The sequence below is a fragment of the Paenibacillus tundrae genome, from assembly GCF_030812775.1.
GTDB lineage: Bacteria > Bacillota > Bacilli > Paenibacillales > Paenibacillaceae > Paenibacillus > Paenibacillus tundrae_A.
Genome location: NZ_JAUSTI010000031.1, coordinates 23271 through 31608, shown reverse-complemented (window position 1 = coordinate 31608; position 8338 = coordinate 23271). Strand labels below are relative to the sequence as shown.

Here is an 8338-nt window from a genome sequence, read left to right as displayed (position 1 = left end):
TGGTGCGCTAGGTTATCTTTCCCCTGCTCGTTTTGCGAAGAAATTTACGGACAAATCCGTCGCGTAAGTGTCTACTTTCTTGACATAGGTCCAGATGACATCTTATTAAGCCTTTTATCTACGTATGCAAGATTTAACGAACCTCAGTAACGCTATTCCGTCATATAACCGTGTAAAAACCTTTGAAATTGACTGTATCGACGAAGTAACGCCGCTGTGATTCGTTAGATCTCAGATCCGAGAATATGGGAGCAAATAACGTGTGTCAGTTCATTAAATGATGATCACGATAAAGGGGATATCCCTCGTCATATTGATGACTTGTGGGATATCCCCTTTGCTTCCACCTTGCCTTCTATACAGCGTCAATAAATCTTTAACCTAGCTATCTTGCGTCGTAAGACAGCTATGCTAACAGGTTAACTTAGTTAAAGCTCGGTCTGGCCTACAGCCCCGCCCATTGTTCTAACAGTCCATCATATTCAGCCGACAATCGCTCACGCTCGTTCCATAAGCTCTCCAGCTCAACCGGGTTGTGCTGGAGAGCTTCTAATTGCTGATCCAAGCCCTGAATCTGCGCTTCAAGACGACCCATTGCCTGCTCTAGCTTCTCCGCAGTTCGTGTACTGTCACTGCTCTTGCCACGGTTGGCAGTAGTGGCAGAAGAAGCTCCGGCTGAAGTAGACACGTTACTCGCTTCTGTTGTTGCGATATCACTATTGCCGCTACTCTTAACCATTTCCATAGCTTCGCTCACGGTAGAAGCTGTTTCGGACTTCCTCCCAGAGTTGGGCGAAGCAGCATTGCTACGGGAGGATGCTCCCGTTACATAGTTAGCCATGTCACCTGAACGAGCTTTCCGTTCAAGCTTCTTCTCGCGGTAAGCCTCGTAGTCTCCGAGGTAAGCGGTCATCTGTCCATTTTCCAATTCCCAGACACGGGAAGCCAGACGATTCACGAAATACCGATCATGTGAGATTGCAAGCACTGTCCCCTCATAATCCACGAGCGACTCCTCTAACGCTTCTCTAGAGGCAATGTCCAGATGGTTCGTTGGTTCATCCAAGAGCAGCACATTCGGTTTGCGCTGAACCAACAGGGCTAATCGGAGACGTGTCCACTCCCCACCAGACAACTGCCCGACGGAGCGGAATACGTCTGCTCCATAGAAGAGATAACGAGCCAAGATTCCTCGCGCTTCTCCTTCTTCTACTCCAGCTTCTAACCGGAAGTATTCAAGCACGTTCAGCTTCGGATTCTTCGGTTCCTCCTGTTGAGCCAGATACCCTACGTCAACGCGTGCGCCCCATTCCAGCTTGCCGGCATTAGGCTGTTCTTCACCAAGCAACAACTTAAATAACGTTGTCTTCCCGGAACCGTTCCGGCCGATCAGAGCAATCTTGTCGCCATACTCCAACAAACCTGTTACTCCACATAAAATTAGACGTTCTCCATATGCCTTCTCCACCTGCTCCAGCACCGCAACCCGTTTACCTGTGCGGTCTGTAGGGCGGACGTCGAAGTCAGCGTTTCGCCGATCCAGCACAGGTCGCTTCACCTGCTCCATACGCTCCAGCGCTTTGCGCATAGAAGCCGCTCGCCGGAAAAATTTCTCGTTACCGCCTACACGTCCCCATTCTTCCAGTTGGCGGATTGTTTCTTTCATTTTTTTGATGACCTTCTGCTGTTCCTTAAATTCTTCAAACTGCTGCAACAGCCGTTGCTCCTTCACCTTCATATACGCCGTATAGCCTCCAGCAGACGTCTGGGCTTCACCATCCTCCAGCTCCAGCGTTCGGGTGACAACCCGATCAAGGAAATATCGGTCATGTGAGATGAGAACCACCGTACCGGGATATTCTCGTAAAAATCCCTCCAGCCACTCCACCCGCTCCAGATCCAGATGGTTCGTCGGCTCATCTAGCAATAACAGATCTGGTCTTACGATCAACTGTGAAGCCAGTACCACTCGAGTCTGCTCTCCACCAGATAACGAACTAAAACGCCAATCATAATGTGCCTTAGCCAAATCCAAACCATCCGCCACCTGATCAATTCGGGCATCCATCTCATAACCACCCTCACGTTCAAACTGCTCTTGAAGGGCAGCATATCGTTTCAACAGGCGGTCTAATTGATCGGGATCTGCTGCACATGTTGGATCAGACATCTGCTGCTCCAATTCCTTCATTTGCGTGCGACATGCCATAAGCTCCCTGAACCCAAGACTCAGTACATCTAGCACGGTGTAGTCCTCCATCCCTTCCGGGACTTGAGCTACGTAACCAGTTCGGGTATCTTTCTTGATCATGAGTTGCCCTTCATCCGGCTGGTTTAACCGGGCCATCAAACGCATGAGCGTTGTTTTGCCGCTTCCGTTGCGGCCGATTAGAGCAACCTTGTCGCCCTCCATAATTTCAAAAGTTATGCCGTCCAGCACCAGGTGTGCTCCGTGGTATTGTGTCAGTTGTTGCGCGCTAATGATCATCATAATAAGGTTCCTCCTATGGATTGGAAGATCCTGACCGCAACACAAAAAGAGCCGCAGAGGTTAGCTCCGCGGCTCTTCCGAATCAAGCAATTACGCTTATTGTCCGAATGAGGTCAAGGCAGGCATCTTCTCGCAAATGTTAACTTCCGTATATTCAAAATTGGACAGACTTCTCCCGTTGTTGGAAAAAGTATGAACAATGCCAGCCATAGCGATCGGCAGCTGGCTAATACGGTTGTTAAGCATCTGGTGATTCACCTGTCTTCACCTCCCTTGTCATAATTAAATGAGGTTGTTCAAAAAATCCGCTTTTGATTACGTAGGATGCCTGATGGCATCTCAGCATCGAATAAGGAATTCAGCCGAAATGTCCGTTGCTCACGTAGTTTTGCCTACGCTCCGCTACTCCATTTCTATCTTCATCCCATCTTCTCGGTACTGAAAACCGTCCTTTTTGAACACACAATTAATGTCAATATATCACAGACATCTATATCTCTGCAACCAGCCTTTTGCCCCGATGTTGTCTCCTGATCTATATAATAACGTTCACGAAAGCCCCCGATTTCTCCGCGTGTATGAGGCTAGACCATACCTCTCATCACTGTAGCTGTGCGAACGCAAACCCAAGAACCTAAATCAATTCCCACCTCGACGTCGAAGCACCAGAGCTGTAATTGCCACTGTAATCAGCGTTAATAGTCCGGATGTTCCCAGTGCTGCGCCGAGCAATGCATAACCGATGCCGGGCCATCCACCAATGTCGATGCTAATCATGATGATGATGGCACCTCCGAGCAGAGCCACGCAGGGCAGAATCGACTGAATCCACGTCATTTGGCGCTTCTGCGCCCGGTAAATAAGCCATTCAATCAGCAGCTGCACTACCCACATACCGAGTGTCCACAAGATGACTACGTCCATAAAGCCCTCCTTTTTAATGACACCACTCTACTTCTCTACTTCGCGCATATTCCTATTCTTCACTTCAACCAATCTGCAAAAAAGTTCCGGTACCCTTCCTTCATAATCGTTCGCGAAAAGGCGCCAAACGCATACTCCCGGTTATCTTCAGACACACTCCGCGGAGCGGCAGCAGCCATATTCACCAACTCAAACCAGTTATCCTCATTGCCCGCAAAGGCATGTGTGGATCGAATATGACCATAACAAGCATGCTCTGGCTTTACAACCATTTTGCCCATCGCCATCGCTTCTGTCAGAGGCATCGCAAACGTATCAAATGTCGAACAGCTCCAATACACCTTAGCGGAATTCATCAGGGCAAATACCTCATCCTGTGTCAGCGCAAATTGCAGTTTCACATTGGAAGGAATGTCGTATTTCTTCATGCTCTCCTCGTAGCGACGACCACCAAACACCATGTATACTTCTTTGTCCGGGTTCTGTCTAGCATATTCGAGCACCAGATCTGGTCGACGATTCTCCTCATCTCGGCCGATCCAGAGCACGCGGTTATGCACGACCTGGTTCGGGTCGTAATGGCGGTGCGCCAGTTCTTCATTGAAGCCAATTGGAATGACGTTCACGTCATGCACACCAAAATTGCGCCCCAGCTCTCTTTTCAAAAACTCCGTCTGAACGACCGCTTTATCTACCATTGTATAGAATGGCTTCATCATCTCGTATCCCGTCAGTGCAGGGTCAGGGAAGCTGTGTGGGAACAGTACGCTTTTGGGCAAAAACATCTTCAAGAATGTAAATCCGGATACTGTATAAATGACATGCTCAATATTTTGGCTATGAATCTGGTCAAGCACGACATCATAGTTCACCAGGTCGCCTTTCTCATGTTCATAACCTGGCAACCAATCATATCCGCTAACATGACGCTCTGGAGAGATGAAGACAATATCCACACCCAGCTCCAGTCCAATCTGCTTCAGACGATCCGCGAACACGCGTGGCCCCTGAGCTTCTGTGAATTGAATTTTACGCATAACAAGTCCTACTTTACGCATGTGCTATACCCCTCATTTCTATTCCGTGAACAATCGGTTCATGCACTGACGGAGCGTTGCTGCCGTCTCCTGCCACTGCGCACGAAGCTGCTCCTCAGGCCATATACAATCTGCATTATTCAGATCATGATCAATTAAACGCAGCATCCATAACGAGAATACAAATGCGTACGCATGATACCATGTTGCAAAAGAATCCGGATCAACTTCTACACCACACTCCTGTAAATGATCCAGATAAACCGTAATGACCAGCTCCCGCAGCTGCGGTGTAACCGATCTAGGAAACAACGGATGGGATAAATCCACCAGATGATACATATCCCACAGGGGTGTATTCAGATGGGCATGCTCCCAATCAATAATGACCAATCTTCCGTGTACCTCGGCAATATTACCTGGATGCAGATCACCATGGCACAGAACGAGTGGAAGACGACTCTCTGCAATACGAATCTGCAACGTAAGATCATCCCAGTTTGCAGACGAGAGCCTCATCCCTAGGTTAGAGAGCAGTATCTGCGTCTCTTGCTGATGATCAAGCAGATCACGCAGCATATCCTGAATCGATGGCTTCTGCCCTACTCGCGGCAGATCAGTCCATGCCGTTGTGGATAGCGTATGCCAATAGGCCATCATAATAGCAACAAGTAGCATCGTATTCTCACTCAAATCATGGCTCAGGTGTCCTAGATCCTCATAAATTAGCCAGCTCTGTTCAGGGGCTGTCCCTGCGGCGGATGATGCGATCAGTTGCGGAACAAGTAAAGCTAACTCGGGAAATATATGCTGAGCCACCCATTGTTCACGTCCATACTGTGCATCATGGGTTAGAGGTTTGAAGATGTAGCTCTCTCCTGTGTACACGGTGAACCGCTCCACATATCGTCCATTCATCCCCTGGTACAACTGCTCCCGAGCCACAATATTAGCTTCGTTCAACACACCTTCGGGGGTTACCCATTCGTGCGCTTGTATGTCTTTATTCATTATGTCCACCATCCATTGTGCATCCACCCGCAGCCATCTATATAAAGTTAAACTAAAGAATATTTACACGTGTAAATGTTTCGTTCAATTTATATATTCGCTCTCTCGTGCCTATTCCGTCCAACGAATCCACCTCAAGCTGATACGTCAAACTGTTTCTACAGGTTCGATGTTTTGTCCATCATACGCTTTCGTCTTGCTGGTCTGCAAGCGCAGGATACAGTGATTGTTTAAGAGAGATTAGGTAGAGGATGACCCTAACCTAATTTCATTACTCTTGCTTTTTGGTTAGTAATCACTTACTATTCAATCATGAAGAACAAACCTCATTCAGACAGCAAAAAGAAAGACATTCTACAAGCTGCCATGCGCTTGTTTGCGACCAAAGGCGTTGACGGCATTTCCGTCAAAGAGATCGGTGACGCCGCTGGAGTAACCGATGCGGCGATCTACAAACATTTTAAAAATAAGGATGCGGTTGCGCTCGAAGCCTTTACACAATACTGCGCTGACTATACAGCCTTAATCGATGGATATGTACGTCAAGAAGGAACGGTCAAGGAGCGCTTTCAACGATTAATTGCCGAAGTATTAGAGATGCATGATACAGATCCGTACGGACTACTGCTGATCTCGCAAAATCATGAAATATTCGTTGAAGTTGGAAGCAGTGAGGGTTACCGTCAACCGCTGGATGCGTTAATGGATTTGATTGATCAAGGTATCGTACGTGGCGAACTGCCTACTCAAGATTCAAAATTAACTGGCGTGATGATCATCGGTGCCATAACACATTTGGCTGCATCCAGCATGCAAGGACAGTTACCCGAACGACTCGTCCCCTATATAGACGAGACGATACATCGTCTTATGTCGATGCTGGGGGATGCATCTCAAGCATAACGGACGAGTGGAGCCTACTCATTACGTCTGCTTAGGTAGGACTGCTACTACAACTTGTCCATGTTTCATGGATAATAGCAATGCTGCATAGGATAAAGAGAAATGTCTCATTCCAACTTCCCACTAAATAAATAGTATTGGGTGAATGATTAACGGGTCATACGTGGCCTTTCTTTTTTGCACATGAGGTTAGTGTTTATTAACTAAAATAGCGAGGACGTGTCATTTCATATGAAAAAAGTATTAATTATTCAGGGTAACCCTGTCTCACCCAGTTACAATGGCGCTCTCGCTGAAGCCTATCGTACAGGCGCTGTTGCCGCAGGTGCCGAAGTACGTATGATCACCTTGAACGAATTAAAGTTCAACATGAATTTGGAAGGAGGATACCGTGATAAGTTACCTCTTGAGCCTGACCTACTGCAAGCACAAGAAGCCATTAAATGGGCTGATCATCTGGTCTGGGTATTCCCGATCTGGTGGGGAGGACCTCCAGCTCTGCTGAAAGGTTTCATAGATCGGATCTTCATGCCTGGTTATGCCTTCAAATATCAAAAGGGCAAACCCCTACCAGATCAATTGCTTAAAGGTCGCACTGCTCGCTTGATCACTACGATGGATGGTCCAAGTTGGTACTTCAAATGGTTCCAGGGCGAGCCTGCCCACAAAATGATGAAATATTCCACCTTTAGACTCACGGGTATCAAGCCTGTACGAACCACAACCGTAGGTCAAGTGGGTAAACAGACTGAGGCACAGCGAAAGAAATGGTTAGACAAAATTGAGCAGTTAGGACGCACGCTAACATAAAAGGAAGGCTCTATACGATTGATACTGTAACACGACATGCCGCCATTCTACGGGAGATATCCAGATGAAGAAGCTTCAGCATCTCCATTGGGATATGTGCATTCTTACTATCACACTCTCCCCAGATGGTTACTCCTAGCTTGGATGTCATACTGCTCAGTTCAGTCCTACATAAAGAAACCACAAAAAAAGGCCAGCCAGTACTTACTGGCTAACCTTACTATACGAGAGCCATCCGTCAGCTGAATGGAATGCGATCCGATGGATGTTCGGGCAGAATCGATGATACTAACTGCCGCACAGCCGGATGTTCCGATTGCACGATCTCTTCGTTGTCGCTGCCGTAATACACCAGCCTTCCCTGATCCATCACAGCAATGCGATCACAGATCGTCATAGCCGCTCGAATGTCATGGGTAATGAACAAGTACGATAACCCATAAGACGATCTTAAATCCGCAAGTAGAGATAAAATCTGTGTCTGGTGCACCATATCCAAACTGCTTATGGATTCATCCAGCACAATTAACTTGGGCTTGAGTGCAATTGCCCTAGCAATGTTGACACGCTGTAGCTGTCCTCCACTGAACTGATGTGGATACTTGCTCGCATCCTCGGGTTTAAGCCCCACCTGTTCAAGCAATTCTCCAACCACGCGTCGCTGATCCGTTGCGGATAGCCGCTCGTAATTGTCCAGCGGTTCTCCAATGATCTGGGCGGCGGTCATCAGCGGATTCACAGCAGAGTAACAGTCCTGAAATACGACCTGCAGATCTCGCCGTAACCCCTTCATCACCGTTTTGCTCGTACGGTACATATCCTGACCTTGAAACAAAACCTGTCCCTCGGTAGGCTTCTCCAGCCCCAATATGATTTTGCCGAGCGTGCTTTTACCCGCCCCACTTGTACCTAACAGCCCAAGGCATTCACCTTTTTGGATCGTAAGTGATATATCTGCCAGCACAGGAGGACGTGCCCCCGAACGATCCAGCCAGTTGCGTTTGCCATAGCTATGGCTTACTTCACATACCTGAAGCATCAGGTCACCATCCTCTCTTATTCTCGGCATAAGCTCTCTCATGATACAAAACTGTTGAAACCGGATATCATCCACCATTCACATATTACGTTATTCCAGTTCACCTACGGAACGGAGCAGTCA

Annotated in this window: 9 protein-coding genes; 2 read left to right on the top strand and 7 right to left on the bottom strand. The window is 47.7% G+C overall.

Annotation, left to right across the window (positions count from 1 at the left end):
* Nucleotides 1-445 precede the first annotated feature (445 nt).
* From abc-f to J2T19_RS27805, 5 genes are all read right to left on the bottom strand, one after another.
* Entirely contained in the window at nucleotides 446-2491 is a 2046-nt protein-coding gene (gene abc-f / locus J2T19_RS27825) for a ribosomal protection-like ABC-F family protein (RefSeq protein ID WP_307221669.1), read from the bottom strand.
* Between the two features lie 96 nt (nucleotides 2492-2587).
* Nucleotides 2588-2749 carry a hypothetical protein gene (locus tag J2T19_RS27820; RefSeq protein WP_239291188.1) on the bottom strand — a complete coding sequence of 54 codons (162 nt, stop codon included), beginning with the start codon at nucleotides 2747-2749 and terminating at the stop codon, nucleotides 2588-2590.
* Between the two features lie 381 nt (nucleotides 2750-3130).
* Nucleotides 3131-3415 (bottom strand): YesK family protein, encoded by a 285-nt coding sequence (locus J2T19_RS27815; RefSeq protein ID WP_307221666.1) that lies wholly within the window; start codon nucleotides 3413-3415, stop codon nucleotides 3131-3133.
* Between the two features lie 59 nt (nucleotides 3416-3474).
* Nucleotides 3475-4473, bottom strand: coding sequence for a glycosyltransferase (locus tag J2T19_RS27810; protein WP_128103995.1), 999 nt, complete (start codon nucleotides 4471-4473; stop codon nucleotides 3475-3477).
* 18 nt (nucleotides 4474-4491) lie between these two features.
* A complete protein-coding gene (locus J2T19_RS27805) occupies nucleotides 4492-5463 on the bottom strand; it encodes a phosphotransferase (RefSeq protein WP_307221664.1) in 972 nt (323 codons plus the stop codon).
* A gap of 312 nt (nucleotides 5464-5775) precedes the next feature.
* On the opposite strand from J2T19_RS27805, the gene J2T19_RS27800 reads away from it, so the two are divergent.
* Both J2T19_RS27800 and J2T19_RS27795 read left to right on the top strand, forming a co-directional pair.
* Nucleotides 5776-6366, top strand: coding sequence for a TetR/AcrR family transcriptional regulator (locus tag J2T19_RS27800; protein ID WP_307221662.1), 591 nt, complete (start codon nucleotides 5776-5778; stop codon nucleotides 6364-6366).
* Between the two features lie 231 nt (nucleotides 6367-6597).
* Entirely contained in the window at nucleotides 6598-7176 is a 579-nt protein-coding gene (locus tag J2T19_RS27795) for an NAD(P)H-dependent oxidoreductase (protein WP_307221660.1), read from the top strand.
* Between the two features lie 10 nt (nucleotides 7177-7186).
* Here the strand turns inward: J2T19_RS27795 and J2T19_RS27790 are convergent, their stop codons facing one another.
* Together J2T19_RS27790 and nikE are read right to left on the bottom strand one after the other, a co-directional pair.
* Nucleotides 7187-7327: a hypothetical protein gene (locus tag J2T19_RS27790; protein WP_307221658.1), complete on the bottom strand. Its 141-nt coding sequence runs from the start codon at nucleotides 7325-7327 to the stop codon at nucleotides 7187-7189.
* Nucleotides 7328-7414: 87 nt separating this feature from the next.
* Nucleotides 7415-8215 carry a nickel import ATP-binding protein NikE gene (gene nikE, locus J2T19_RS27785; protein ID WP_307221673.1) on the bottom strand — a complete coding sequence of 267 codons (801 nt, stop codon included), beginning with the start codon at nucleotides 8213-8215 and terminating at the stop codon, nucleotides 7415-7417.
* Between the last annotated feature and the right edge of the window lie 123 nt (nucleotides 8216-8338).

Bases quoted from the DNA above. Each gene is read 5' to 3' on its own strand.
- nikE (WP_307221673.1), bottom strand. From the start codon at position 8,215: ATGCTTCAGGTATGTGAAGTAAGCCATAGCTATGGCAAACGCAACTGG.
- abc-f (WP_307221669.1), bottom strand. From the start codon at position 2,491: ATGATGATCATTAGCGCGCAACAACTGACACAATACCACGGAGCACAC.
- J2T19_RS27815 (WP_307221666.1), bottom strand. From the start codon at position 3,415: ATGGACGTAGTCATCTTGTGGACACTCGGTATGTGGGTAGTGCAGCTG.
- J2T19_RS27800 (WP_307221662.1), top strand. From the start codon at position 5,776: ATGAAGAACAAACCTCATTCAGACAGCAAAAAGAAAGACATTCTACAA.
- J2T19_RS27790 (WP_307221658.1), bottom strand. From the start codon at position 7,327: ATGACATCCAAGCTAGGAGTAACCATCTGGGGAGAGTGTGATAGTAAG.
- J2T19_RS27805 (WP_307221664.1), bottom strand. From the start codon at position 5,463: ATGAATAAAGACATACAAGCGCACGAATGGGTAACCCCCGAAGGTGTG.
- J2T19_RS27795 (WP_307221660.1), top strand. From the start codon at position 6,598: ATGAAAAAAGTATTAATTATTCAGGGTAACCCTGTCTCACCCAGTTAC.
- J2T19_RS27810 (WP_128103995.1), bottom strand. From the start codon at position 4,473: ATGCGTAAAGTAGGACTTGTTATGCGTAAAATTCAATTCACAGAAGCT.